Consider the following 24,564-nt stretch of genomic DNA (forward strand, 5'->3'; position numbering starts at 1 on the left):
TGGGTTAGTGTGCTGCACACCACGGGCGCGCCCGCCTGGGACAACCGGTGAGTAACCCGCGCGCCTTCGACTCGTTGCACGTTGTTGACGCGCCACGAAATCACGTCCGGGAGGTGCGATGGGTGCCGAGGTGGTCATCGAAGGGCTCAGCAAGTCCTTCGGCAAACACACCATCTGGCGTGACGTCACGCTGAACCTGCCTCCCGGCGAGGTGTCGGTGATGCTCGGGCCGTCGGGCACCGGCAAGTCCGTGTTCCTGAAGTCCATGATCGGACTGTTGAAACCGGACAGAGGCAAGTGCGTCATCAACGGTGTGGACATCGTGCGATGTTCGGAGCGCAAGCTCTACGAGATCCGCAAGTTATTCGGGGTGCTGTTCCAGGACGGCGCGCTGTTCGGCTCGATGAACCTCTACGACAACGTCGCCTTCCCACTGCGGGAGCACACGAAGAAGTCCGAGACCGAGATCCGGCGGATCGTGTTCGAGAAGCTGGAGATGACGGGGCTTTCGGGCGCGGAGCGCAAGCTGCCGGGGGAGATCTCGGGCGGGATGCGCAAGCGTGCGGGTCTGGCGAGGGCGCTCGTGCTCGACCCGGAGATCATTCTCGTGGACGAACCGGACTCCGGTCTGGACCCGGTGCGCACGACCTACATCTCCCAGTTGTTCATCGACGTCAACGCGCAGATCGACGCCACGTTCCTCATCGTCACCCACAACATCAACCTGGCGCGGACGGTGCCCGACAACCTCGGGATGCTGTACCGCAAGGAACTGGTGATGTTCGGTCCCCGCGAGGTTCTGCTCACCAGCGAGGAGCCCGCGGTGAAGCAGTTCCTGAACGGCCGCATGGACGGGCCGATCGGGATGTCGGAGGAGAAGGACTCGGCGACGCTGGCGGCGGAACGCGCGATGTTCGAGGCCGGTCACCACGCGGGCGGAGTCGAGGAGATCGCGGGTGTGCCCCCGCAGTTGCAGCCGACTCCCGGCCTTCCGGAGCGGCAGGGGGCGCGGCGTCGTAAGGACCGCGTGATGCGCATTCTGCACACGTTGCCGGAGGCCGCGCGCGAGTCGATCATCGCGTCGTTGTCGCCGGAGGAGCAGCGTCACTACGGCGTCCACAGTGCTCGGTCGCGCGGCGACCTGGTGGGTGCGCAGCGCGGCACGCTGCCGACCGGTGACGTGGCGCGCATCCCGGACTCCGACTGGACCCAGCCGCTTCCGCCGGGCTCCGACGCGAGCCCCGACGTGACCCGCCGACTACCTCCGCACCAGCAAGGAAACCTATGAGTTCTCCGGCCTCGACGGCCAGGATGCCCGGTGCCGGGATGCTCCGCGAGACCGGGCGCTTGTTCGCGCTCGGACTCGACGTGGCGCGTGGAGTGTTCCAACGCCCGTTCCAGTTTCGGGAGTTCATCCAGCAGGCCTGGTTCATCGCCAGTGTGACGATCCTGCCGACGGCGTTGGTGGCGATCCCGTTCGGCGCGGTCATCTCGATGCAGTTCGGCTCGCTCGCGAAGCAGCTGGGCGCGCAGTCGTACACGGGGGCGGGCAGCGTGCTGGCGACCGTGCAGCAGGCGAGCCCGCTCGTGGTGGCGTTGCTCGTGGCGGGCGCGGGCGGGTCGGCCATCTGCGCGGACATCGGCGCGCGCACCATCCGCGAGGAGATCGACGCGATGGAGGTGCTCGGCGTGTCAGCCGTGCAGCGCCTCGTGGTGCCGAGGGTGCTCGCGTGCATGTTCGTCGCGGTGCTGCTCAACGGCATGGTGAGCGTCATCGGGGTGCTCGGCGGCTACTTCTTCAACGTCGTGCTCCAGGACGGCACACCGGGTGCGTACCTGGCGAGCTTCTCGGCGCTGGCACAGCTGTCCGACCTGTGGATCGGTGAGATCAAGGCGCTGATCTTCGGTTTCATCGCCGCGGTCGTCGCCGCGTACCGGGGCCTGAACCCGCCGCCCGGACCGAAGGGCGTCGGCGACGCCGTGAACCAGTCGGTCGTCATCACGTTCCTGCTGCTGTTCGTGGTCAACACGGTGATCACACTGATCTACCTGCAGCTCGTTCCCTCGAAGCTGGACTGACTCATGGCCCGTTTGACCCAGAATGCGAAGAACTTCCTCAACCGTCCACTGACGACACTGGACTTGCTCGGCGATCAGATGTCGTTCTACCTGCGCGCGCTCGCGTGGGCGCCGAGGGCGGTGCGCCGGTACAGCCGTGAGGTGTTGCGGCTGCTCGCCGAGGTCAGCTTCGGCTCCGGTTCGCTGGCGGTGATCGGCGGCACCGTGGGCGTGATGGTGGGGCTGACCCTGTTCACCGGTGTCCTCGTCGGACTGCAGGGCTTCTCGGCGTTGGACTCCATCGGCACGTCGGCGTTCACGGGTTTTCTGACGTCGTTCTTCAACACGCGGGAGATCGCCCCTCTGGTGGCGGGACTGGCGTTGTCGGCGACGGTGGGCGCGGGTTTCACCGCGCAGCTCGGCGCGATGCGGATCTCCGAGGAGGTCGACGCCCTGGAGGTGATGGGGGTGCCGAGCCTGCCGTACCTCGTGACGACGCGCATCATCGCCGGGTTCGTGGCCGTGATCCCGCTGTACGTCATCGGGTTGCTGAGTTCGTATCTCGCCTCGAGAACCGTGGTCGTGCACCTCTACGGGCAGTCGGCGGGAACGTACGACCACTACTTCGACATGTTCCTCCCGCCGGAGGACGTGTTCTACTCGTTCGTCAAGGTGCTGATCTTCAGCGTTCTGATCATTTTGATGCACTGTTACTACGGTTACCGGGCCTCCGGTGGGCCCGCCGGTGTGGGCATCGCGGTGGGCCGGGCCGTCCGGCTGTCGATCGTGACGGTGGCGGTGGTCAACTTCTTCATCGGCTTCGCCATCTGGGGCACCGACACGACGGTGAGGATCGCGGGATGAGCTCGACAGGGGCGACGGTTCGTCGCAGGTTGCTCGGCCTGCTGCTGGTGGGCGTTCTGGTCGGCGGTATCGCGCTGAGTGTGGCCATCTACAACCGGGCGTTCAGCGAGCACGTGACCGTGCGGCTGCAGGCCGACGAGATCGGCAACCAGCTCGCGCCGAACTCCGACGTGAAGGTGCGGGGACTGATCGTCGGCCGCGTCGGCGACATCCAGGCGACGCCGGACGGGACGGAGCTGGTGTTGCAGCTCGACCCGGAGCACGCGGAGCTGGTGCCCGCGAACGTGTCGGCGCGGTTCCTGCCGAAGACGTTGTTCGGTGAGCGCTACGTCGACCTGGAGATCCCCGAGCAGCCGTCGATGTCGAGCCTCGTCGACGGCGATGTGATCGCGCAGGACCGCACCGAGGAGGCTGTGCGGCTGGACCGGGCGCTCGACAACCTGCTGCCCGTGTTGCAGGCCGTGCAACCGGAGAAGCTGTCGAGCACGTTGTCGGCGATCTCCACCGCCCTGGAGGGCCGAGGCGAGCAGCTCGGGCGGACTCTGTCCGAACTGGGCGACTACCTGAGCGAGCTGAACCCGCACGTGCCCAAGCTGCAGGAGAACCTGCGCGAGCTGGCCCAGTTCTCGGACACGCTGTCCGACGTCGCGCCCGACCTGCTGACCACGCTCGACAACCTGACCACCACGAGCCGCACCGTGGTCGAACAGAGCTTCAACCTCGACACGCTCTACCGCACGGTGACGACGGCGTCGAGCGATCTCGACACGTTCCTCGACGCGAACCAGTCCAACCTCATCAGTCTCGGCGAGACGGCACGTCCCACGGCGGAGCTGCTCGCGAAGTACGCGCCGTCCTACCCCTGCTTCCTCGGGCAGATGGCCGAGCTCGTGCCGCGCATCGACGAGTCGTTCGGCAAGGGCACGAACAAGCCCGGCCTCCACGCGACGCTGGAGATCACCGTGGACCGGGGCCCGTACAAGGCGGGCCAGGACGAGCCCGAGTACGGGGACAAGCGCGGGCCGCGCTGCTACGCCATGGACGAGTACCCGGACCCGTTCCCGCAGCATCCACCGGACGGCCCGTTGCGGGACGGCACGGTGCACCCGCCCGCGGCGCGCACGTCGGGGAACGGGCTCAACGACTCGGCCGGAGGCGGTGCCGCCCCGGCGGGCAACCCGGCCAACACCGCGGGCGAGCACGCGCTGGTGGCCCAGCTCGTGGGCCCGAGGGTCGGCCTGGACCCCGCCCAGGTGCCCGAGTGGGGCTCGCTGCTGGTGGCGCCGCTGTACCGGGGCGCGGAGGTGACGGTCGAATGAACACGCCGGTCGGGGAGGTGATCGCGTGAAGGGGCTCTGGGCGCCGCTTCTGAAGCTGGGTGTCTTCGTCGTCACCACCGTGGTCTTCACCGCCATGCTCGGATTCAGCATCGCGAACGTGGGCACGTCGGACACCGACACCTACAAGGCCCGGTTCACCGACGCCACGTCGGTGCTCGCGGGCGACGAGGTGCGTATCGCCGGTGTCCGGGTGGGCAAGGTCGCCGACGTCCGCATCGTCGACCGCAGGATCGCCGAGGTCGAGTTCGAACTGGACAGCGGTCGGAGGTTGCCCGACAACGTGGTGGCGGCCATCAAGTTCCGCAACCTCGTCGGCCAGCGCTACCTCTCGATCGAACGCGGTCAGGGACGGTCGCAGGGCGTCCTGGAGCCGGGTGGCACGATCCCGCTGGAGAACACCCGGCCCGCCGTCGACCTCACCGAGCTGTTCAACGGCTTCAAGCCCCTGTTCCGGGCGCTGTCACCCGAGGACGTGAACACGCTGTCGTACCAGATCGTCCGCGTGCTCCAGGGCGAGGGCGGCACCGTGGAGAGCCTGCTCGCGCACACCGCGTCGCTCACCACGACGCTCGCCGAGCGCGACCAGGTCATCGGTGACGTCATCGACAACCTGAACCAGGTGCTGCACACCCTGAACGAACGCACCCCCCAGCTGTCGCAGCTGATCGGCAGGCTCCAGCAGTTCGTGTCGGGACTCGCGAGCGACCGCGAACCCATCGGCGAGGCGATCGACGCGATCGGCGACCTCACCAAGACCACCGCCGGTCTGCTCGACGAGGCGCGCAAACCCCTGCGCGAGGACATCGACGCGCTCGGCGAGCTCGCGGGCAACCTCAACGACTCCGAGGAAGTCGTCGAGCACTTCATCCAGTACCTGCCGAGGAAGACGAGCCGGCTCGCGTCCACAGCGGACTACGGCTCGTGGCTGAACTTCTTCCTGTGCGAAGCGAAGGGCAACATCAGCATCACCGGACTCGGTGACCAGCCGGTGTCGTTGCCGCTACTGCCCGCGAACCGGAGCCGGTGCCTGTCATGACGAAGTTCTCCCACCGCAACCCCATTCCGATCGCGCTCGTCGGGATCACGCTGATGCTGCTGGGCACGCTCGCCGCGCTGAACTCCGACGACCTCCCGCTGATCGGCGGCGGCACCACCTACCGCGCCGAGTTCAGCGAGGCCGCCGGCTTGCAGACCGACGACGAGGTGCGCATCGCCGGGGTGCGGGTCGGCGAGGTCACCGACATCGAACTCGACGGCGCGAAGGTGCTGGTGTCGTTCAAGGTCTCCGACGCGTGGCTCGGTGACCGCACCACCGCCGCCATCAAGATCAAGACGTTGCTGGGACAGAAGTTCCTCGCGCTCGATCCGCGCGGCGAGGAGACCCTCGATCCCAGCGACACGATCCCGCTGGACCGCACCGCCGCGCCCTACGACGTCCTGGAGGCGTTCCGCGACCTCTCCGAGACGGTCGACGAGATCGACGTCGACCAGCTGGCCGAGAGCTTCGACGTCCTGTCGGACACCTTCGCCGACACCCCCGACGACGTGCGCGGGGCGCTCGAAGGCCTGTCCGAGCTGTCCGACACCATCGCCTCGCGCGACGCCGAACTCGCCGAACTCCTCGACGGAACCCGGCAGGTCAGCCAGACCCTCGCCGACCGCGACGGCGAACTCGCCACCCTCATCGAGGACGGCAACGCGCTGCTGGAGGAACTCTCCGCCCGCGAGGAGGCGATCCGGGCGATGCTCACCGGCACGCGCGAACTGTCGGAACAGCTGCGCGGGCTGGTCGACGACAACGACGAACAACTGGAGCCGGTGCTCGCGCAGCTCGACAAGCTCACCGACATGTTGGAGCGCAACCAGGACTCGCTGTCGCAGGGCATCGAGAACTTCGCGCCGTTCGTGCGCGTCTTCAACAACACCATCGGCAGCGGGCGCTGGTTCGACAACTACATCTGCGGCCTGCTGCTGCCGAGCATCGGACCGCTCAACGAAGAGGGGTGCAACGCGCGATGACCGACACCCGCTTCGGGCAAAAGCTCGCCCGCGGAATCGCCGCCGCCTGCGTGCTCGGCCTGGTGGTCGCCGGCGCGCTGTGGTGGACGTTGAAGGACGCGGGCTCCAAGCACGTCACCGCGTACTTCACCGAGGCGATCGGCCTCTACGAGGGCAACAGCGTCCGCATCCTCGGCGTCGAGGTGGGCGAGGTGGTCTCCGTCGAGCCGGAGGGCGACCGCGTCAGGGTGGAGATGACCTACGACCGGAAGTTCTCCGTCCCCGCCGACGCGGGTGCGATCCTCGTCGCGCCCTCGCTGGTCTCCGACCGCTACGTGCAGTTCACCCCGGCCCACACGGAGGGAGACGAACTCGCCGACGGCGCCGTGATCCCGTTGACGCGCACCGCCGTCCCGCTGGAGATCGACGAACTCGGCGAGAGCCTCAGCCGCGTCTCCGAGGCGCTGGGACCGAACGGCGCCAACGCGGACGGCTCCCTGTCGGACCTCCTCGACACGGCCGCCGAGAACCTCGACGGCAACGGCAAGGCGCTCAACCAGACCATCACCAAGCTCGGACAGGCTGCGGGCACGCTGTCCGGCAACTCCGAGGACCTGTTCGTCACCGTCGAGAACCTCGCCAAGCTGTCCGGCACGCTCGCCGACAGCGACGGGCAGGTGCGCCGGTTCGAGGAGCAGCTCGCCCAGGTCAGCGGATTCCTCGCCGACGAGCGCGAGAACCTGTCGGCCACCGTCGCCGAACTCGGCACCACGCTGGAGATCGTCGACGAGTTCCTTACCGACAACCACGATCGCGTGAAGTCCAACGTCGACAAACTCGCCGACGTCACCGAGGTGCTCGTCGAACAGCGGGCCGCGCTCGCGGAGACGCTCGACATCGCGCCACTCGCGCTCGGCAACCTCGCCAACACCTACAACGCCGCGTCGGGCACCCTCGACGCCCGGCCGAACATGAACGAGCTGACCGAACCCCCGATCGCCATGGTCTGCGGTCTGCTCAAGCAGACGCCCAAGGCACTCGACGCGCTCGGCGGCCTGTGTTCGAAGCTGAGCGGAGTCCTGGAGGGAGCCGTCCCGCTCCCGTCGCTGGCCGAGAGCGTGAACTCGCTGAACAAGGGCGAGCTGCCGCCGCTGCCGCTTCCGCTGGTCGGACAGATCACGGGTGGAGGTGACCGATGAGGCGGCTTCGCGCGGGCATCGCCGCCGCGAGCGCGGCCACGCTGCTCGTCATCGCCGGGTGCAGCGGGTACCAGGGCGTCTACGACGTCCCACTGCCCGGAGGCGCCGACCTCGGCGACGACCCGTACACCGTGCGCGTGCACTTCCGCGACGTCCTCGACCTCGTGCCCAAGGCGGGAGTGCGGGTGGGGGAGGTTCCCGTCGGCGCCGTCGAGGAGGTGAAGCTCGCCGAGGACGGGTGGACCGCCGAGGTGGTGCTCGCCGTCAACCGCGACGTCCGGCTACCCGCGGGCGCCATCGCCAACCTGCGCCAGTCCAGCCTGCTCGGTGAGAAGTACGTCGAGCTCGCCGCACCCGCCGAGGGCACCGACGCCGGCGGCGGCACCCTCGCCGACGGCGACCTCATCCCGATCGAGCGCACCAACCGCAGCGTCCAGGTCGAGGAGGTGCTGGGCGCGCTGTCCATGCTTCTCAACGGCGGTGGCGTCGAGCAGCTCAACACGATCACCAAGGAGCTCAACGCGGCCCTGGAGGGCAACGCTCCGGACATCAAGTCACTGCTGCGCAACGCCGAGAAACTCGTGAAGGCGCTCGACGAGCAGTCCAGCGACATCACGACCGCGTTGGACGCGCTCAACCGGCTGTCCTCCACGCTGAACTCGCAACGCGACAAGATCGCCGTCGCCGTCGAGGACCTCGGCCCCGGGCTGGAGGTGCTCGAACGCCAGCGTGACCAGCTCGTCGACATGCTGAGCGCGCTCGACGGCCTGTCCGAGGTGGCGGTCGAGACCGTCGATGCCGGGCAGGAGGACCTCGTCGCCAACCTCGAAGCACTTCTCCCGGTCCTGCGCAAGCTCGGGGAGGCCGGGTCCGACCTCCCGAACGCCCTCGAACTGATGCTCACCTACCCGTTCACCGACGCGGCGGCCGAGGGAGTCAAGGGCGACTACATGAACCTCTACCTCGAACTGGATCTCAACCTGAAGGAGATCCTCGCCAACCTCGGGCGCAGCAGGCAGAACCCGCTGCACAGCCTGCCGATCGTCGGCGACCTCACCAACCCCCGCGAGACGGACTCCGACGACACCTCGTCGGTGTTGCCGATCCCGGGCGACGACCCGTACAGCACTCAAGGGCAGGACAGCGGCGAGAGCGGTCTCGGCGGGCTTCTCGACTCCATCGTGGGAGGTGCTCGCTGATGCTCGTCCGCAAGACCCGGATCCAACTCGTCGCCTTCCTCGTCATCTCGGTCCTGGCCATCGGCTACGCGCTCGTGCGCTTCACCGACGTCGAGAAGACGTTCGGCTCGGGCGGCTACACCGTCCACCTCCACATGAGCGAGTCCGGGGGCATCTTCACCGGCGCGGAGGTCACCTACCGCGGTTTCAACGTCGGCGAGGTCGGTCCGCTCAGCCTCACCCGCGACGGTCTGTCGGCCGCCCTGCGGATCGAGGCGGACGCGCCGCCGGTGCCGCGCGACCTGCACGTCGCGGTCGCCAACCGCTCGGCGGTCGGCGAGCAGTACATCGACCTCCGGCCGGTCACCGATGACGGGCCTTTCCTCGCCGACGGCGACGTGATCCCGGCCGACAGGGTCACCACACCCGTCCCGGCCGAGAAGATCATCACCGACCTGGACGCGCTGGCGTCCTCGGTGCCGACCGAGTCGCTGCGCACGGTCGTCGACGAGGCCTACCAGGGCTTCCGCGGCACCGGCCGCGACCTGCAGGTGCTGCTCGACACCACCGGCGAGTTCACCCGCGTCGCGAAGGAGTACCTGCCGCAGACGGTGCGGCTGCTGGAGGACGGCTCGACCGTGCTGGCCACCCAGAACGACCTGAGCACGCACATGCGCTCGTTCAGCTCCGACCTGAAGGATCTGTCCCAGACGCTGAAGGACTCCGACGGCGACCTCCGCAAGCTCATCGCCACCGCCCCCGAGGCGGCCACCACCGTCAGCGAGGTACTCGCGGAGTCCGGGCCCGGCCTGAGCGACCTGGTGGCCAACCTGCTCACCACGTCCAACGTGCTCGTCACCCGGCTCGACGGGCTGGAGCAGGCGTTCGTCAGCTACCCCGTCGTCGCGGCGGGCGCGTACAGCGTGACCCCCGGCGACGGCACGGCACACCTGGGGCTCGTGCTGAACCTCTTCAACCCGCCCGCCTGCACCAAGGGTTACCGTCCCCCGGACGACTACCGCCCCGGCAACGAGACCGACGAACGCGGGCACTACGCCGACGCGTACTGTGCCGAACCCGAAGGCAGCCCCATCGCGGTCCGCGGCTCGCAGAACGCGCCCTTCAACGGTGTGCCCGTGGTGCCGAGCGAGGACCAGGTGCGGGCCAACAGCAACCGGGACTCGGAGCAGCTGGAGTCGCTGCGGCGCGGCGCACTCGGCCTCGCCGACAGCGAAGGCCTCTCGATCACCTCGCTGCGGCAGCTCGTGGGCCTGGAGGACTGAACCAGCCCCGACCACGTTCACCCCGACAACACCCACCCCGACCTAGTCTGGAGCGCCATGAGTTCGGACGAGCAGCGGCCGGAGCCGGACGAGCAGGACACCACCCCGGCCGCCGACACCGGGCGTGACGACAGCGACACCACCGAGGTCGAGTCGCGTGCCGACGAGAACACGGACGGCAGCGTCGATTCGGCCGACCCGGCTGATCCGTCCGAGACCGACGACGCGGAGCGGACCGAGCCCGACGACGTGGACGACGCGCGCACCCCGCGGTCGGGTCCGTCCCGTGTCCTGGTGTTCCTGGGCCTGGCGCTGGCCCTGGCGTCGCTCGTGGTCGCCGTCGTGTTCGGCGAGATGTGGCGCCGTGCCGCGGACAGTGACGACGTGCGGATCGCCGAGTCCCGCGAGGCCGTGGTCGCCGCGGCGGGCACGGCGGTGGTGGCGTTCACCGGCCTCGACTCCGAGCAGCCCGACGAGTACTTCCGGCGGCAGAAGGAGATCGCCACCGGCGACCTGCTGAAGGAGATCGAGGCCACCGAGCAGCAGTACCGCGAAGCGATCAGCCAGGCCAAGACCACGGTCGACGCGCAGGTCGCGGACGTGGCGGTGGAGGAGCTCAACGTCCACGAGGGCAAGGCGCTCGCCCTGGCCGTCGTGGAGCTCACCATCACGCAGGAGAAGGACAGCGGGACGAAGACGCTGCGCATGCAGTTGCACCTGGAACGCGATCGAGGCGGCGCCGACTCCGACGGCTCGTCGGAGCAGGCGTGGAAGGTGTCCGGCATCTCGCCGGTGGAGTACGGCGCCAGCGGCTGAGCCGGCTCGCCCCGCCTTGCCTTCCGCCTTACCCTCCCGCAACGCACGACCCAGTCAGGAGACCCGATGCCACCCTCCCGGCGCCGCAACCTCGGTGCACAGCCGCCGTCGCCCTCCCGTCGTCCCCGGGTCGCGGGACTGCGCAAGCCGTCCCCGACGAAGCGGGCCACCGAGTCCCCCGAGCCGGCCGAGCCCACCGAAACCTCTCCCGAGACGCCCGACCGGCCTGACGCGCTCGGCGAGGCCCCGGAGCGCGCGGAGGACGACGAGCGAGTCGAGGAAGCGGACTCGCCGAGCCCCGAACCCGAGCCGGCACAGGAGGCGGCGGGGGAGGAGCCCGACGAGCCCGAACCCGCCCGGCCGAGTCCGAGGGCCAAGGTGCGCGACCGGGGCACGGAGCGGCCGATCGACGCCGAGCAGGTCGATGTCACCGACCGGACCGACCGGACGGCCGACACCGTCTCCGCCGGGTCCTCCGGAGCCGGTTCGACCGAAACCGCGAAGGGCACCCGCCGCGTCGGCTACCCGGTCCTGGGCGCGCTGCTGGCGGCCACGCTCGTCCTCGCCGGGCTCGCCGTGTTCTTCAAGATGAAGCACAGCGAGGTCTCGGGTCTCGTCACCAACACGGCGCTGGTCGACGTCGCCTCGACCACCGAGGTGAAGCAGGTCGTCGAGGACGCCGCCGAGCAGTTGATGTCGGTCAACTACAAGGATCTCGACAAGACCGAGCGGGCCGCCGAACGCTTCCTCGGCAGCGACGAGGTGAGGGCGACGTACGACCGCCTCATGGGCGAGTATCGTGAGCAGGCCGCCGAGCAGAAGATCGTCGTCACCACCACGGCGGTGCGCAGCGGAGTGGTGGTCCTCGATGACGACAGCGCCAGGGTCATGGTTTACGTTGATCAAGTGGCGACCCGGGCCGGCAACGATCAACCGATGGGCGGCCCGGCGGCTCTGTGGTTCGAGGTGGAACGGCGGGACGGCACGTGGAAGGTCTCCGACCTGAACACCTACGGTTCCGCTCGGTCCGGCACTCAATCGGGGTCGGCTCCGACCGGCGCCGAACCATCATCGTCGCAGGCAGAGGATTCGACGGAGGGTAACTGACGCTGCGCCAACCGGTGGTCAACCACTGACGGACGCTTGACTCAGCGTCCCCGGGGGTTCACGCTTACAGGCAACACGGCGCGCCTTGCGGGAGGCGGGTCGGGGACACGAGGAGGAGAGGCGAAGCCGAGGCTGGGCCACCATCGCGGAAGATCATCGCGCGATCGGGTGGGTCCCCTCGACAACTCTCCTATTGCGGGCTAGACTGCTTCTTTGCGCTGCCCACTTTCAGGCTGCCCTCTTGCGGTAGCTAGGATGGTCGGCAACACCGCACCCTTGACAGTCCGCGTTACGAGTTGCTAGCGCGGCTGCTCAACCAGCTATGTCCCCGGAAGGACGCATCTTGGCAGTCTCTCCCGCGAACCAGGCCACTGCTGCGACCAACTCGAATCGACCGTCAACGGGTGTTCCTGGAGCACCGAAGCGAGTCTCTTTCGGGGAGATTCGCGAGCCGCTCGACACCCCGCACCTGCTTGACGTGCAGATCAGGTCGTTCGAATGGTTCACCGGCTCGGAGGCGTGGTACGAACGCGCCGTCAACGAGGGTGAGGAGAACCCGGTCGGCGGTCTCGAGGAGGTCCTGAACGAGATCTCCCCGATCGAGGACTTCTCCGGTTCGATGTCCCTGTCCTTCTCCGACCCACGCTTCGACGAGGTCAAGGCCTCCGTCGAGGAGTGCAAGGACAAGGACATGACCTACGCGGCGCCGCTGTTCGTCACCGCCGAGTTCGTCAACAACAACACCGGCGAGATCAAGAGCCAGACGGTCTTCATGGGTGACTTCCCCGTGATGACCGACAAGGGCACGTTCATCATCAACGGCACCGAGCGTGTCGTCGTGTCCCAGCTCGTGCGCTCGCCCGGCGTGTACTTCGACCAGTCCGTGGACAAGTCCACGGACAAGGACGTCTTCAGCGTCAAGATCATCCCGAGCCGCGGTGCGTGGCTCGAGTTCGACGTCGACAAGCGCGACACCGTCGGTGTCCGGATCGACCGGAAGCGTCGCCAGCCCGTCACTGTGCTGCTGAAGGCGCTCGGCTGGACCGCCGAGCAGATCCGCGAGCGCTTCTCCTTCTCCGAGACGCTGCTCGCGACCCTGGAGAAGGACTCCACCGCCACCCAGGACGAGGCGCTTCTCGACATCCACCGCAAGCTGCGGCCGGGTGAGCCTCCGACGAAGGAGAGTGCCCAGGCGCTGGTCGAGAACCTGTTCTTCAAGGACAAGCGGTACGACCTGGCCAAGGTGGGGCGCTACAAGGTCAACAAGAAGCTCGGGCTGAGCCTGCCGTACGACACGGGCACGCTCACCGAGGACGACATCGTCGCCACGATCGAGTACCTCGTCCGCCTGCACGCGGGCGAGGAGACCATGCGCGTCGGCGACGTCGAGGTGCCGGTCGAGACCGACGACATCGACCACTTCGGCAACCGCCGCATCCGCACGGTCGGCGAGCTGATCCAGAACCAGATCCGGGTGGGCCTGTCGCGCATGGAGCGCGTGGTCCGCGAGCGGATGACCACCCAGGACGTCGAGGCCATCACGCCTCAGACCCTGATCAACATCCGTCCGGTCACCGCGGCGATCCGGGAGTTCTTCGGAACCTCCCAGCTGTCGCAGTTCATGGACCAGAACAACCCGCTGTCGGGTCTGACCCACAAGCGTCGTCTCAACGCGCTCGGCCCCGGTGGTCTGTCGCGTGAGCGCGCCGGCATGGACGTTCGTGACGTGCACCCCAGCCACTACGGCCGGATGTGCCCGATCGAGACGCCGGAAGGCCCGAACATCGGTCTGATCGGGTCGCTGTCCTCCTACGCCAGGGTTAACCCGTTCGGGTTCATCGAAACCCCGTACCGGAAGGTCGTCGACGGCAAGGTCACCGACGAGGTGCACTACCTGACCGCCGACGAGGAGGACCGCTTCGTCAAGGCGCAGGCCAACGCGCCGCTGACCGAGGACGGCCACTTCATGGAGGAGCAGGTCCTGGGTCGCCGCAAGGGCGGTGAGGTCGAGCTGATCGACCCGATGGACGTCGACTACATGGACGTCTCGCCGCGGCAGATGGTGTCGGTCGCGACCGCCATGATCCCGTTCCTCGAGCACGACGACGCCAACCGTGCCCTCATGGGTGCGAACATGCAGCGTCAGGCCGTGCCGCTGCTGCAGGCCGAGTCCCCGCTCGTGGGTACGGGTGTGGAGCTCGCCGCCGCGGTCGACGCCGGTGACGTGATCGTCGCCGAGGAAGCCGGCGTGGTCGAGGAACTGTCGGCAGACATGATCACGGTCATGCAGGACGACGGCACCCGCCGCACGTACGGCCTGTACAAGTTCCGCCGCACCAACGCGGGCACCTGCTTCAACCACCGTCCGGTGGTCGACGAGGGCGACCGCGTCGAGAAGGGCCAGGTCCTCGCCGACGGCCCGTCGACCGACAAGGGCGAGATGGCCCTCGGCAAGAACCTCCTCGTGGCGATCATGCCGTGGGAGGGCCACAACTACGAGGACGCCATCGTCATCTCGCAGCGGCTCGTGCAGGACGACGTGCTCACGTCGATCCACATCGAGGAGCACGAGATCGACGCCCGCGACACCAAGCTCGGTGCCGAGGAGATCACCCGGGACATCCCGAACGTCTCCGAGGACGTCCTGGCGGACCTCGACGAGCGCGGCATCGTGCGCATCGGTGCGGAGGTCCGCGACGGCGACATCCTGGTCGGCAAGGTCACGCCCAAGGGCGAGACCGAGCTGACCCCCGAGGAGCGCCTGCTGCGTGCGATCTTCGGCGAGAAGGCGCGCGAGGTGCGCGACACCTCGCTGAAGGTGCCCCACGGCGAGACCGGCAAGGTCATCGGCGTCCGCGTGTTCTCCCGCGAGGACGACGACGAGCTGCCCCCGGGCGTCAACGAGCTCGTCCGCGTCTACGTCGCGAAGAAGAGCAAGATCCAGGACGGCGACAAGCTCGCGGGCCGGCACGGTAACAAGGGCGTCATCGGCAAGATCCTGCCGGTGGAGGACATGCCGTTCCTCGAGGACGGCACCCCGGTGGACATCGTGCTGAACACGCACGGTGTGCCGCGACGGATGAACATCGGTCAGATCCTCGAACTGCACCTCGGCTGGCTGGCCTCGCAGGGCTGGAAGGTCGAGGGCAACCCCGAGTGGGCGAAGAACCTGACCGAGGAGCTGATGGACGTGGAGCCGGGCACGAACACCGCGACGCCGGTGTTCGACGGTGCCCGGGAGCACGAGCTCACGGGGCTGCTGGGCTGCGCCAAGCCGAACCGCGACGGCGACCGCCTCGTCGCCGACGACGGCAAGGCCACGCTGCTCGACGGCCGCACCGGCGAGCCGTTCCCGTACCCCGTGGCGGTCGGCTACATGTACATCCTGAAGCTGCACCACATGGTGGACGACAAGATCCACGCTCGGTCCACCGGTCCGTACTCGATGATCACGCAGCAACCGCTCGGCGGTAAGGCGCAGTTCGGTGGTCAGCGCTTCGGTGAGATGGAGTGCTGGGCCATGCAGGCCTACGGCGCCGCGTACACCCTGCAGGAGCTGCTCACGATCAAGTCGGACGACGTTCTCGGCCGGGTGAAGGTCTACGAGGCCATCGTCAAGGGCGAGAACATGCCGTCGCCGGGCATTCCCGAGTCGTTCAAGGTGCTCCTGAAGGAGCTGCAGTCGCTGTGCCTGAACGTGGAGGTGCTCTCCACCGACGGAGCCGCCATCGAGATGCGTGACTCCGACGACGAGGACCTCGAGCGGGCCGCCGCCAACCTCGGCATCAACCTGTCCCGCAACGAGTCGCCCTCCGTGGACGACGTCGTGCAATGACCCAGCCGCCCGGTGGGGTCCACAACCACTGGACCCCACCGGGTAGCCGAACCCCTCTAACCGATGGGGTCGGGACCGCACCCCGTACCCCCGAGATGAACCCCAAGGGGATGCAAGAACGTGCTGGACGTCAATTTCTTCGATGAGCTCCGGATCGGTCTCGCCACGGCCGACGACATCCGTCAGTGGTCCTACGGCGAGGTCAAGAAGCCGGAGACCATCAACTACCGCACGCTCAAGCCGGAGAAGGACGGGCTCTTCTGCGAGAAGATCTTCGGTCCCACCCGGGACTGGGAGTGCTACTGCGGCAAGTACAAGCGCGTCCGCTTCAAGGGCATCATCTGTGAGCGCTGTGGTGTCGAGGTCACCCGCGCGAAGGTGCGCCGTGAGCGGATGGGCCACATCGAGCTCGCCGCGCCCGTCACCCACATCTGGTACTTCAAGGGTGTTCCGTCGCGCCTCGGCTACCTGCTGGACCTGGCGCCGAAGGACCTCGAGAAGATCATCTACTTCGCCGCGTACGTCATCACCGGCGTGAACACCGAGCTGCGGCACAACGACCTGCCGACGCTGGAGAACGAGATCAGCGTCGAGCGCAAGACGATCGAGTCCCGGCGTGACGCCGAGATCGAGCAGCGCGCGCAGAAGCTCGAGGCCGACCTCGCCGAGCTCGAGGCCGAGGGTGCCAAGGCCGACGTTCGCCGCAAGGTGAAGGAGGGCGGCGAGCGCGAGATGCGGCAGATCCGCGACCGCGCCCAGCGGGAGCTCGACCGCCTGGAGGAGGTCTGGACGACCTTCACCAAGCTGGAGCCGCGTCAGCTCATCGTCGACGAGCAGCTCTACCGCGAGCTGTACGACCGCTACGGCGAGTACTTCACCGGCGGCATGGGCGCCGAGGCCATCCAGAAGCTGGCCAGCGAGTTCGACGTCGACGCCGAGGCGGAGTCGCTGCGCGAGACGATCCGCAGCGGCAAGGGCCAGAAGAAGCTGCGTGCGCTGAAGCGGCTGAAGGTCGTCGCGGCCTTCCAGGCCACCGGCAACGACCCGCGCGGCATGGTGCTCGACGCGATCCCGGTGATCCCGCCGGAGCTGCGTCCGATGGTGCAGCTCGACGGTGGCCGGTTCGCCACCTCGGACCTGAACGACCTGTACCGCCGCGTCATCAACCGCAACAACCGTCTCAAGCGACTGATCGACCTCGGCGCGCCCGAGATCATCGTCAACAACGAGAAGCGGATGCTGCAGGAGGCCGTCGACGCGCTGTTCGACAACGGCCGTCGTGGTCGTCCGGTGACCGGCCCCGGTAACCGCCCGCTGAAGTCGCTGTCCGACCTGCTCAAGGGCAAGCAGGGCCGCTTCCGGCAGAACCTGCTGGGTAAGCGGGTCGACTACTCGGGTCGTTCGGTCATCATCGTGGGTCCGCAGCTGAAGCTGCACCAGTGCGGTCTGCCGAAGGACATGGCGCTGGAGCTGTTCAAGCCGTTCGTCATGAAGCGGCTGGTGGACCTCAACCACGCGCAGAACATCAAGTCGGCCAAGCGGATGGTCGAGCGGGCGCGCCCGCAGGTGTGGGACGTGCTGGAAGAGGTCATCAACGGCCACCCCGTGCTGCTCAACCGTGCTCCGACGCTGCACCGCCTCGGTATCCAGGCGTTCGAGCCGCAGCTCGTCGAGGGCAAGGCCATCCAGCTGCACCCGCTGGTGTGTGAGGCGTTCAACGCCGACTTCGACGGTGACCAGATGGCGGTGCACCTGCCGCTGTCGGCCGAGGCGCAGGCCGAGGCACGCATCCTGATGCTGTCGGCGAACAACATCCTGTCGCCCGCGTCGGGTCGTCCGCTCGCCATGCCGCGTCTGGACATGGTGACCGGTCTGTTCCACCTCACGCGCCTCAAGGAGGACGCGCAGGGTGCGGGCACGGCGTACTCCTCACCGGCCGAGGCGATCATGGCCTACGACCGCAAGCAGCTGTCGCTGCACGCGCCGGTGAAGATCCGCATCCGCGACCGGCAGCCGAACAAGCAGCAGGAAGCGGCTCTGCGCGAGCAGGGTTGGGAGCCGGGCCAGTCGTGGCTCGCCGAGACCACACTCGGCCGGGTGCTGTTCAACGACCTGCTGCCGGCGGACTACCCGTTCATCAACGAGCCGTTGCCGAAGAAGCGCCAGGCCGCGATCGTCAACGATCTCGCCGAGCGCTACTCGATGACCCAGGTCGCGCAGACGCTCGACGGGCTCAAGGACGCCGGGTTCCACTGGGCCACCCGTTCGGGTGTCACCGTGGCCATCACCGACGTGGTCGTGCCGCCGTCGAAGAAGGAGATCCTCGACCAGTACGAGGCTCGGGCGGCGCAGGTCGAGAAGCGCTACCAGCGTGGTCAGCTGTCCCACCTGGAGCGCAACAACGAGCTCGTCAAGGTGTGGGGCCAGGCGACGGAGGAGGTCGCCAACGCCATGGAGGAGAACCTCCCCGACGACAACCCGATCTCGGTGATCGTGAAGTCCGGTGCGGCGGGCAACATGACCCAGGTGCGGTCGCTCGCCGGTATGCGCGGTCTGGTGTCGAACCCGAAGGGTGAGTACATCCCGCGTCCGATCAAGGCCAACTTCCGTGAGGGCCTGTCGGTGGCGGAGTACTTCATCGCCACGCACGGTGCCCGTAAGGGTCTGGCGGACACCGCTCTGCGGACCGCCGACTCGGGTTACCTCACCCGTCGTCTGGTGGACGTGTCGCAGGACGTCATCGTTCGCGAGACCGACTGTGGCACCAGCCGCGGCATCATGATGACCGTCGCCGACGAGCTGCCCGACGGTCGTCTGCTGCGGGCCGAGCACGTCGAGACGAGCGTGTACGCCCGCAACCTCGCGACCGACGCGGTGGACGCGCAGGGCAACGTGGTGCTCAACGCCGCCGACGACCTCGGCGACCCCGCGATCGACCGGCTCATCCAGGCCGGCATCAGCAAGGTCAAGGTCCGCAGCGTCCTGACCTGCGAGTCGGCGATGGGTGTCTGCGCCACCTGCTACGGCCGTTCCATGGCGACCGGCAAGCTGGTGGACGTCGGCGAGGCCGTCGGTATCGTCGCCGCCCAGTCGATCGGTGAGCCGGGTACGCAGCTGACGATGCGTACGTTCCACCAGGGTGGTGTGGCCGGCGAGGACATCACGACCGGTCTGCCCCGTGTCACGGAGCTGTTCGAGGCCCGTATCCCGAAGGGCAAGGCCCCGATCGCCGATGTCGACGGCCGGGTGCGCATCGAGGAGAGCGAGCGGTTCTGGAAGATCACGCTCATCCCCGACGACGGCAGCGAGGAGATCGTCTTCGACAAGCTGTCGAAGCGGCAGCGGCTCGCGATCACCCCGGACGGCCCGCTGGCGGACGGCGACCACGTCGACGTCGGTCAGCCGCTGCTGGAAGGCACGCCGGACCCGCACGAGGTGCTCCGCGTGATGGGTCCCCGCGAGGCGCAGATGCACCTGGTGGACGAGGTCCAGAAGGTGTACCGCGCGCAGGGTGTGTCCATCCACGACAAGCACATCGAGGTCATCGTGCGGCAGATGCTGCGCCGCGTGACGATCATCGACTCCGGTTCGACCGAGTTCCTGCCCGGTGAGCTCCCCGAGCGCACCCGGTTCGAGCAGGTCAACCGGCAGGCGGTCGCGGAGGGCGGCGAGCCCGCCTCCGGTCGCCCGGTGCTGATGGGTATCACCAAGGCGTCGCTGACCACGGACTCGTGGCTGTCGGCCGCCTCCTTCCAGGAGACGACCCGCGTGCTCACCGACGCGGCCATCAACGGCCGCAGTGACTCGCTGATCGGCCTGAAGGAGAACGTGATCATCGGTAAGTTGATCCCGGCCGGTACGGGCATCAACCGGTACCGCAACATCCAGGTGCAGCCGACCGAGGAGGCGAGGGTCGCCGCCTACGCGATCCCGTCCTACGACGACGGCTATTACACGCCTGATGTGTTCGGTACCGGCACCGGTGCCGCGGTTCCGCTGGACGACTACGACTTCGGTCGCGACTTCCGGTAAGCCGAGCAGAGCAAAGCCCCCGATCCACTGTGGTGGGTCGGGGGCTTTCTCGTCCGTGCCTCCCAGGCCCGCGGCGAGTGCAGTGAGTGCTTCGACGTGCTCACGTTGTTCCTTGCGGGCACTACGCCACTGTGGCCAGAAGAGCAGGCCGATGCCTATCGCCATGCAGGCCGACAGTGGAGAGAGCCTGAGCCAGGTCTCCCTCGCTCAGATGCCCTCTCGGTCCCGGAAACGCCGGTTCACTATGCCAGCCCCACAAGGGGGTTCGGGGCGAAACGGTGAACGGGGCACCGGGCAGACGGTTCAGTCCGTGAACGTTGCTTGTGCGTTGCCGGAAGCGTCCAGAAGAATCGGCTGGTGATCATTCCTGACACGAAGAACTGGACCTGGGTCCTCCAGCGGCAGTGCGCGGAGTGCGGGCTCGATGTGAGTGCCGTGCGGTGGGCGGACGTGCCGAGTCTGCTGCGCGCCAACGCCGCGTCCTGGTGCGAACTGCTCAGCAGCGGCGTTCGTCTGCGTGAGCGGCCACGATCCGACCGGTGGTCGGTACTGGAGTACGCCTGCCATGTTCGGGACGCGCTGCGCCTGCTGGATCAGCGGCTCGTGCTGATGCTCACCGAGGACGACCCCGTCTACGACGACTGGGACCAGGACCGGGCCGCTGTCGACGATCGGTACAACGAACAGGAACCCTCCATCGTGGCCACCGATCTGGGTATCGCCGCCGAACGTGCGGCGACCCGGTTGGACGGGCTCACGGACGACCTCGCGGGCGACGCTGTGCGGCGCAGCGGGCGGCGTGCTGACGGAACACGCTTCACCGTGGAAACGTTCGGGCGCTACATCCTGCACGACGTGGTGCACCACCTGAACGACGTCACCACACCGGTCGGCCCGTCCGGCACCGGCAGCTGACGGCCCCGTCCGGATCAGCATTCTCGAACCGCACCACCAATGTTGTGGTCCGAGTGGGTGTGAGCCGTTGAACACCCGGTGAGAGGCCAGGACGCTGTGCTCCACATCCTCGTTCGGCAGGAAGGGACCTCTCATGCTCAGACGCATCGCCGGCCTCGTGGCCGCCGCGCTGCTGGTGATCACGGGTACCGCCGTGATGTCCACGGCGACGGCTACACCCGCGCACGCGGACGGCTGCTACACGTGGACCCGGACGTTGAAGGAGGGGATGAAGGGGGAGGACGTCCGGCAACTACAGATCCGCGTGTCCGGTTACCCCGGTTACCGCAGCGTCCTCGCCCTGGACGGCTCGTACGGTGCGCACACCAAGGCCGCGGTGACCCGGTTCCAGCAGGCTTACGGACTGTCCGCCGACGGTGTGGCGGGGACGCAGACCTTCAACAAGATCTACCAACTTCAGGACAACGACTGCACGCCTGCCCACTTCAGCTACTCCGAGCTGAACAAGTGCAACTCGACCTGGTCCGGAGGTGCGGTGTCCGCGTCGACGGCCAGGGCGAACGCGCTCGTGTCGATGTGGAAGCTGGAGGCGCTGCGGCACGCGCTCGGCGACAAGCCGGTCCGGGTGACCAGTGGCTTCCGGAGCAAGGCCTGCAACGACCGCGCCGGCGGGTCGGCGAGCAGCAGACACATGTACGGCGACGGGGTCGATCTCGGCAGCCTGTCGCACTCGTTCTGCACCATCGCGAAGCAGGCCCGCTACCACGGTTTCAGCAACATCCTGGGCCCCGGCTACCCGAACCACAACGACCACGTGCACGTGGCTGTCGGCTCGACCACCTGGTCGGCTCCCAACTGCGGTATCTGATTCGCTGACCGCGTTCGGCCCGCGGAACGTGCGCGGGCCGAACGCGGCACTTCGTCGACGACAGCGGCGTCAGACGTCGAGCAGGTCGCGGGTCTCCTCCGCCGTGGCCCCCGAACCGATGCCGCCCTTGTCACCGGCGTCCTTGAGGTTCGTGACATGGTCGACGAGCTTGCCGTAGTGGTCGACGACCGTCTTGCCCGCCTGGTAGCCGTTGTCGGCCGTGCCTGTCGGGTTGATGCCGATGGTGGACTCCGCGAGCTTGCCCGCGCCCTTCTTCAGCGACTCCGTGACGGCGGTCCTCATCGCGCCCCCGCGCCCCACCTCGGCCACCGTGTCCAGCACGTTCGCGCCGTAGTTCTTCGGCTGCACACCGAGCTTCTCGCCGAGCGCGACGAGTTTCGAGCCGAACTTCTGGAAGAATTCGAGGATCTTGTCGAGGAGCTTGCCGAGCTTGCCCATCTTGCTGGTCACGCGCGAGAACGTGCTCGCGGCCTTCGCGACCGACGCCGACATGGCCGCCGCGACCGACGAACCGAGGCTCACGACCGAGGCCGCGAGCGCGGGCAACCAGATCCAGATCAGCCACGTCACGAGCTCGGTGATGATCGCCTTGATGACCTCTTCGACGACCGTCATGAGCATCGACGACATCTTGAGGATCTCCGCGACACTGCCGGCGCTCGTCGCCACACCCTCGATGCCCTTGGCGAAGTCGGCGAGTGCTTGACGCGCGGTGTCGCTCGCCTCACCCTCCCACTCGGCCAGCGACTCGTCGGCGACGCGGACGAACTCGCCCGCGTACTGCACCAGGCCGTTGCCGATGGCGGCGAAGTCGTCGGACGCCGTGCTCAGAGCGGGACCGTCACCCGACACCATGTGCAGCGCGTCCTGAAGCGGTGTCACGAGGTGCAGCACCATGTTCAGGCCGTTGCTCACCAGCCAGCCCACGGGGTCGAGCACCGCCATGCCCGCCTCCATCGCGCATTCCGCGGTGAAGCCGGCGGCGTCGGTGACGACATCACCCGCGTGCAGCATGATGTCCGCGACGTCGGGATCCTCGGGCAGCCCCTGCCAGATGTCGGTGACGGTCTCGTAGCCCTTGATGGCCTGCTTCGCGACGGGCGTCTGCTTGGCGAAGTCGAGAGCGGCGTCGCCGAACGACGTGTCCGCGTCCCCCTTCAGTTCGACGGAGCCCGCGATGTCGGTGACCTCGGTCATGTGTCTCGCCCTCTCGCTCAGGCCCCGGCCGGGCGGGCTTCGTCGACCTTGTCGATCTCGACCTCGTAGCCGCCGAGCTGGATCGCGCCGTGGTCGTCGTTCCCCGCGTAGAGGTCGGCGGCCGTCTTGAATTTGTCGCCCAGCGTCGACAGACCCTGTTGCATGCGGTCGAGCAGGTCGTTCAACTCCCCGAGGGCCTCGGTGTAGGCGCCTTTGGTGGCGAGGCCGACCAGACCCCAGGACTCGTTCCCGACATCGGCGCGACCGACGAGGTCTTTGAACTCGTTCGCCTGGTCGCCGAAGTCGTCGAGCGCGTCGCGGTAACCGCGCAACGCCTCCACCTGCACGTTGAAGCCGCCGCCCATGGCTGGTTCTCCTCGGACTGTGCCTGAAACGCCTTTTCCGCTTCTCTGACCGAAATGAGGCGTCGCCGGTTCCGTCAGCGCAGCCGCGGTGACAGCAGTTCGAGGAATTCGATGAGAACGTCGGCCGTGCCGACGATGTTGGCCGGTGTGAGGCGATCACCCGGCCTGGCGTTCGTCCGGAGAGTGCCGTGTTCGAGCACGATGGGGCGGAACCAGGAACCGAGCCGGCCCGTGAGCCACGACAACGTCTCCGGCGTGACGAGCTGACGCGCGAACGACGGGTCGGGCGAGGCCACCACGAGCTTCCGGTGGTGTCGCCCCAGCGTCAGCTCCGGCACGAGCTGTGCCCTCAGTTCGAGGTTCTGCACCGCGAGCAGTTCCGGCCCGATCCACACCCTCGCCGTGGACGGGGCCGGGATCTCGACGACGCTCTCGTGGGCGAGTTGGTGAGTGACGGTGCCGCCCGGTGAGTGCTTGCGCGTGCGTTTCTCGAACGCCACGACCCGGGTGGCGCCGCGCGTGAACTCCACCGCGTAGTCGAACGGCTGGGGGAACTCACCGGCGCCCTCGGTGGGGAAGTAGCCGAAGGACGGCCGCGTCCGACCGCCGTCCCGGTACTCGACGGCGCCGACCTGCCGTGCGAACGCGTTCCGCTCGGCCAGCAGCTGCTCGTCCGTCTTCGCCCTCGACCGCGAGCCGACCACCCACACGACCACGGCGGCGACCATGAGGAGAGGGATCACGACGTACACCACGGTCATCGGTTGCTCCTCCGCTCGGGGCCGGGCCGGGGCCAGTACATCACGCGGACGGCGGCCTACTGGTGCTGTGCCGTGTGGTGGGCCTTGCGCACGAGAAGGTCGAGATCGGCCAGCAGACGCCGTCTCGTCAGACGCCGGTACCGGCGTGCCACCGAAACGAAGCCGGCTCCACCCACGAGGCCGTGTGGGGGCAACTCGATCGCCCCGTGGTTCAACTGGTGACAGATCGGTTGCTCCCAGGCCAGAAACGCCGGGTAGAGCGCTCGACGCCAGTCGGTGATCGCAGTGGTGCGGTGGGCGGTGAAGAAGCCCCCGTAGGGCTGCGACGTCGTCGCCAGCGTGATGACGTAGCTGTACCGCCAGTCGCTGCGCGAGGTTCTGAGAGCGAGCCCCCGGTGCCGGTAGCGTTGCTCCCGGACGTGGAAGACGAAACCGTGCACGTCACCCAGCAGCTCGAAGACCGAACCCGGCGGTGGAGGGCACCGGTCCCAGTCGGCTTGCTCGGCGGTGGGGTAGTCGCCGAAGTCCTCGTCGCCGTGCCGGAACAACCAGTTGCGCTCGCGTGCCAGACGCTCGGCACCGAAGGTGCTGAACAGCAGGAACGACGCGCGCCACCAGCCCCACCAGCCGAGCCCCAGGACGAGGACGAGGACCACGCCCCAGCCGAGGGGGTGATCCGGCAACCACACCGTCCAGTCCACGCGCGCCGTTCCTTTCGAGGTGCCGC

Annotated in this window: 19 protein-coding genes; 15 read left to right on the forward strand and 4 right to left on the reverse strand. The window is 67.9% G+C overall.

The genetic code is table 11. The features are described 5' to 3' along the window. Nucleotides 1-118: 118 nt before the first annotated feature. The 15 genes from SACAZDRAFT_RS15400 (at nucleotide 119) to SACAZDRAFT_RS15470 (ending at nucleotide 21,493) form a co-directional block, all read left to right on the forward strand. The gene (locus SACAZDRAFT_RS15400; RefSeq protein ID WP_005443198.1) at nucleotides 119-1,288 is read left to right on the forward strand and encodes an ABC transporter ATP-binding protein; all 1,170 of its coding nucleotides are present in this window, start codon (nucleotides 119-121) and stop codon (nucleotides 1,286-1,288) included. After that, a complete protein-coding gene (locus SACAZDRAFT_RS15405; protein WP_005443199.1) occupies nucleotides 1,285-2,079 on the forward strand; it encodes an MlaE family ABC transporter permease in 795 nt (264 codons plus the stop codon). The genes SACAZDRAFT_RS15400 and SACAZDRAFT_RS15405 overlap by 4 nt, the downstream gene beginning before the upstream one ends. Nucleotides 2,080-2,082: 3 nt before the next feature. Continuing rightward, nucleotides 2,083-2,922: an MlaE family ABC transporter permease gene (locus SACAZDRAFT_RS15410; protein ID WP_005443200.1), complete on the forward strand. Its 840-nt coding sequence runs from the start codon at nucleotides 2,083-2,085 to the stop codon at nucleotides 2,920-2,922. After that, nucleotides 2,919-4,241, forward strand: coding sequence for an MCE family protein (locus tag SACAZDRAFT_RS15415; protein ID WP_005443201.1), 1,323 nt, complete (start codon nucleotides 2,919-2,921; stop codon nucleotides 4,239-4,241). Before SACAZDRAFT_RS15410 ends, SACAZDRAFT_RS15415 begins: the two co-directional genes overlap by 4 nt. A gap of 25 nt (nucleotides 4,242-4,266) precedes the next feature. Further along, complete coding sequence (locus SACAZDRAFT_RS15420; protein WP_005443202.1) at nucleotides 4,267-5,298, forward strand: MCE family protein; 1,032 nt, start codon at nucleotides 4,267-4,269, stop codon at nucleotides 5,296-5,298. Further along, a complete protein-coding gene (locus tag SACAZDRAFT_RS15425) occupies nucleotides 5,295-6,281 on the forward strand; it encodes an MCE family protein (RefSeq protein WP_005443203.1) in 987 nt (328 codons plus the stop codon). The genes SACAZDRAFT_RS15420 and SACAZDRAFT_RS15425 overlap by 4 nt, the downstream gene beginning before the upstream one ends. Beyond that, nucleotides 6,278-7,459: an MCE family protein gene (locus SACAZDRAFT_RS15430; protein ID WP_005443204.1), complete on the forward strand. Its 1,182-nt coding sequence runs from the start codon at nucleotides 6,278-6,280 to the stop codon at nucleotides 7,457-7,459. Before SACAZDRAFT_RS15425 ends, SACAZDRAFT_RS15430 begins: the two co-directional genes overlap by 4 nt. Next, on the forward strand, nucleotides 7,456-8,658 hold the full coding sequence (locus SACAZDRAFT_RS15435) for an MCE family protein (RefSeq protein WP_005443205.1): 1,203 nt from the start codon (nucleotides 7,456-7,458) through the stop codon (nucleotides 8,656-8,658). Before SACAZDRAFT_RS15430 ends, SACAZDRAFT_RS15435 begins: the two co-directional genes overlap by 4 nt. Beyond that, entirely contained in the window at nucleotides 8,658-9,920 is a 1,263-nt protein-coding gene (locus tag SACAZDRAFT_RS15440) for an MCE family protein (RefSeq protein WP_005443206.1), read from the forward strand. The genes SACAZDRAFT_RS15435 and SACAZDRAFT_RS15440 overlap by 1 nt, the downstream gene beginning before the upstream one ends. A gap of 57 nt (nucleotides 9,921-9,977) precedes the next feature. After that, the gene (locus tag SACAZDRAFT_RS15445) at nucleotides 9,978-10,736 is read left to right on the forward strand and encodes a hypothetical protein (RefSeq protein WP_005443208.1); all 759 of its coding nucleotides are present in this window, start codon (nucleotides 9,978-9,980) and stop codon (nucleotides 10,734-10,736) included. 66 nt (nucleotides 10,737-10,802) lie between these two features. Next, nucleotides 10,803-11,843 (forward strand): hypothetical protein, encoded by a 1,041-nt coding sequence (locus tag SACAZDRAFT_RS15450; RefSeq protein WP_005443209.1) that lies wholly within the window; start codon nucleotides 10,803-10,805, stop codon nucleotides 11,841-11,843. Between the two features lie 343 nt (nucleotides 11,844-12,186). Then, nucleotides 12,187-15,678 (forward strand): DNA-directed RNA polymerase subunit beta, encoded by a 3,492-nt coding sequence (gene rpoB / locus SACAZDRAFT_RS15455; protein ID WP_005443210.1) that lies wholly within the window; start codon nucleotides 12,187-12,189, stop codon nucleotides 15,676-15,678. Nucleotides 15,679-15,798: 120 nt separating this feature from the next. Next, complete coding sequence (locus tag SACAZDRAFT_RS15460) at nucleotides 15,799-19,710, forward strand: DNA-directed RNA polymerase subunit beta' (protein WP_005443217.1); 3,912 nt, start codon at nucleotides 15,799-15,801, stop codon at nucleotides 19,708-19,710. A gap of 357 nt (nucleotides 19,711-20,067) precedes the next feature. Then, the gene (locus SACAZDRAFT_RS15465) at nucleotides 20,068-20,625 is read left to right on the forward strand and encodes a DinB family protein (RefSeq protein WP_005443218.1); all 558 of its coding nucleotides are present in this window, start codon (nucleotides 20,068-20,070) and stop codon (nucleotides 20,623-20,625) included. Between the two features lie 133 nt (nucleotides 20,626-20,758). Beyond that, nucleotides 20,759-21,493 (forward strand): D-Ala-D-Ala carboxypeptidase family metallohydrolase, encoded by a 735-nt coding sequence (locus tag SACAZDRAFT_RS15470; protein ID WP_005443220.1) that lies wholly within the window; start codon nucleotides 20,759-20,761, stop codon nucleotides 21,491-21,493. 69 nt (nucleotides 21,494-21,562) lie between these two features. On the opposite strand, the gene SACAZDRAFT_RS15475 is transcribed toward SACAZDRAFT_RS15470, so the two are convergent. The 4 genes from SACAZDRAFT_RS15475 to SACAZDRAFT_RS15490 form a co-directional block, all read right to left on the reverse strand. Continuing rightward, nucleotides 21,563-22,711: a WXG100 family type VII secretion target gene (locus tag SACAZDRAFT_RS15475; RefSeq protein WP_005443222.1), complete on the reverse strand. Its 1,149-nt coding sequence runs from the start codon at nucleotides 22,709-22,711 to the stop codon at nucleotides 21,563-21,565. 17 nt (nucleotides 22,712-22,728) lie between these two features. After that, nucleotides 22,729-23,076: a type VII secretion target gene (locus tag SACAZDRAFT_RS15480; RefSeq protein WP_005443223.1), complete on the reverse strand. Its 348-nt coding sequence runs from the start codon at nucleotides 23,074-23,076 to the stop codon at nucleotides 22,729-22,731. Nucleotides 23,077-23,150: 74 nt separating this feature from the next. Then, nucleotides 23,151-23,837: a hypothetical protein gene (locus SACAZDRAFT_RS15485; RefSeq protein WP_005443226.1), complete on the reverse strand. Its 687-nt coding sequence runs from the start codon at nucleotides 23,835-23,837 to the stop codon at nucleotides 23,151-23,153. Between the two features lie 56 nt (nucleotides 23,838-23,893). Then, nucleotides 23,894-24,538: a 2OG-Fe(II) oxygenase family protein gene (locus SACAZDRAFT_RS15490; RefSeq protein WP_005443228.1), complete on the reverse strand. Its 645-nt coding sequence runs from the start codon at nucleotides 24,536-24,538 to the stop codon at nucleotides 23,894-23,896. Nucleotides 24,539-24,564 lie beyond the last annotated feature (26 nt).

The organism is Saccharomonospora azurea NA-128 (assembly GCF_000231055.2).
In the GTDB taxonomy this organism is placed as follows: domain Bacteria; phylum Actinomycetota; class Actinomycetes; order Mycobacteriales; family Pseudonocardiaceae; genus Saccharomonospora; species Saccharomonospora azurea.

What these genes read in the sequence shown, in the direction of transcription:
- SACAZDRAFT_RS15405 (WP_005443199.1), top strand. Translation starts at nt 1,285, where the DNA reads ATGAGTTCTCCGGCCTCGACGGCCAGGATGCCCGGTGCCGGGATGCTC.
- SACAZDRAFT_RS15470 (WP_005443220.1), top strand. Translation starts at nt 20,759, where the DNA reads ATGCTCAGACGCATCGCCGGCCTCGTGGCCGCCGCGCTGCTGGTGATC.
- SACAZDRAFT_RS15415 (WP_005443201.1), top strand. Translation starts at nt 2,919, where the DNA reads ATGAGCTCGACAGGGGCGACGGTTCGTCGCAGGTTGCTCGGCCTGCTG.
- SACAZDRAFT_RS15430 (WP_005443204.1), top strand. Translation starts at nt 6,278, where the DNA reads ATGACCGACACCCGCTTCGGGCAAAAGCTCGCCCGCGGAATCGCCGCC.
- SACAZDRAFT_RS15445 (WP_005443208.1), top strand. Translation starts at nt 9,978, where the DNA reads ATGAGTTCGGACGAGCAGCGGCCGGAGCCGGACGAGCAGGACACCACC.
- SACAZDRAFT_RS15450 (WP_005443209.1), top strand. Translation starts at nt 10,803, where the DNA reads ATGCCACCCTCCCGGCGCCGCAACCTCGGTGCACAGCCGCCGTCGCCC.
- SACAZDRAFT_RS15425 (WP_005443203.1), top strand. Translation starts at nt 5,295, where the DNA reads ATGACGAAGTTCTCCCACCGCAACCCCATTCCGATCGCGCTCGTCGGG.
- SACAZDRAFT_RS15475 (WP_005443222.1), bottom strand. Translation starts at nt 22,711, where the DNA reads ATGACCGAGGTCACCGACATCGCGGGCTCCGTCGAACTGAAGGGGGAC.
- SACAZDRAFT_RS15410 (WP_005443200.1), top strand. Translation starts at nt 2,083, where the DNA reads ATGGCCCGTTTGACCCAGAATGCGAAGAACTTCCTCAACCGTCCACTG.
- SACAZDRAFT_RS15440 (WP_005443206.1), top strand. Translation starts at nt 8,658, where the DNA reads ATGCTCGTCCGCAAGACCCGGATCCAACTCGTCGCCTTCCTCGTCATC.
- SACAZDRAFT_RS15485 (WP_005443226.1), bottom strand. Translation starts at nt 23,837, where the DNA reads ATGACCGTGGTGTACGTCGTGATCCCTCTCCTCATGGTCGCCGCCGTG.
- SACAZDRAFT_RS15400 (WP_005443198.1), top strand. Translation starts at nt 119, where the DNA reads ATGGGTGCCGAGGTGGTCATCGAAGGGCTCAGCAAGTCCTTCGGCAAA.
- SACAZDRAFT_RS15435 (WP_005443205.1), top strand. Translation starts at nt 7,456, where the DNA reads ATGAGGCGGCTTCGCGCGGGCATCGCCGCCGCGAGCGCGGCCACGCTG.
- SACAZDRAFT_RS15480 (WP_005443223.1), bottom strand. Translation starts at nt 23,076, where the DNA reads ATGGGCGGCGGCTTCAACGTGCAGGTGGAGGCGTTGCGCGGTTACCGC.